This window comes from Nonomuraea sp. ZG12 (genome assembly GCF_052068115.1).
Taxonomy (GTDB): Bacteria; Actinomycetota; Actinomycetes; order Streptosporangiales; family Streptosporangiaceae; genus Nonomuraea.
In genome coordinates, this window is sequence record NZ_JBQHCW010000097.1 from 1 (window position 1) to 665 (window position 665).

A 665-nucleotide genomic window follows, 5' to 3' on the forward strand; every position below is an offset into this window, starting at 1 on the left:
GGCTTCGAAATTGCATCCGGGGGAGAGCTTGCACACGTGCGCGAGCACTTCCCCGGATCACGCATCGCCCTTGGTGGCCCTGGCAAGACGGATGCCGAGCTTTTTGCCGATGTCTACCGGCTCCACATCGAGAGCCCGAGCGAGATCCGGCGCCTGTTCGCGGCGGGCCGGTCGGCGGATGTGCTGCTGAGGGTCAATCTCGACATTCCCATCAAGGGCGCGTCTCTAGCGATGGGGGGCGGTGCTACCCCGTTCGGCATGGACCCCGAAGGCGTTGCCGAGTGTCTCGACATGCTGAAGGGTCAGGATGCCGTACGGCTTCGCGGTATTCATGCCCACCTGGCCAGCGGCTTGGACGCGCCGGCCATGCTTGAGCTGGCCGGCGCGATTCTCGACTATGCCCGTGGCCTTGGCGTCATGGAGGTCAACATCGGCGGCGGCATGGCCGTGTCCTACGCCGACCCGGAGTCACGGTTCGGCTGGGAGGCGTACGGCGCTGGCTTGGCCGCTCTCCGGCGCTCCGGCGAGACGTTGCGCATCGAGCCGGGCCGGTCCATTTCTGTCTATTGCGGGCGGTACGTCACGCGAGTCATGGATGTGAAGCGCGTCCATGGGGAGCTGTTCGCCGTGGTGGCGGGCGGGACGCACCACATCAGGACCCCGGC

At 66.8% G+C, this 665-nt stretch carries 1 pseudogene; it reads left to right on the forward strand.

Going from position 1 to position 665, the window contains the following annotated elements:
• Positions 1–36 precede the first annotated feature (36 nt).
• A pseudogene (locus ACTMTF_RS49420) lies at positions 37–665 on the forward strand (type III PLP-dependent enzyme); the annotation flags it as partial.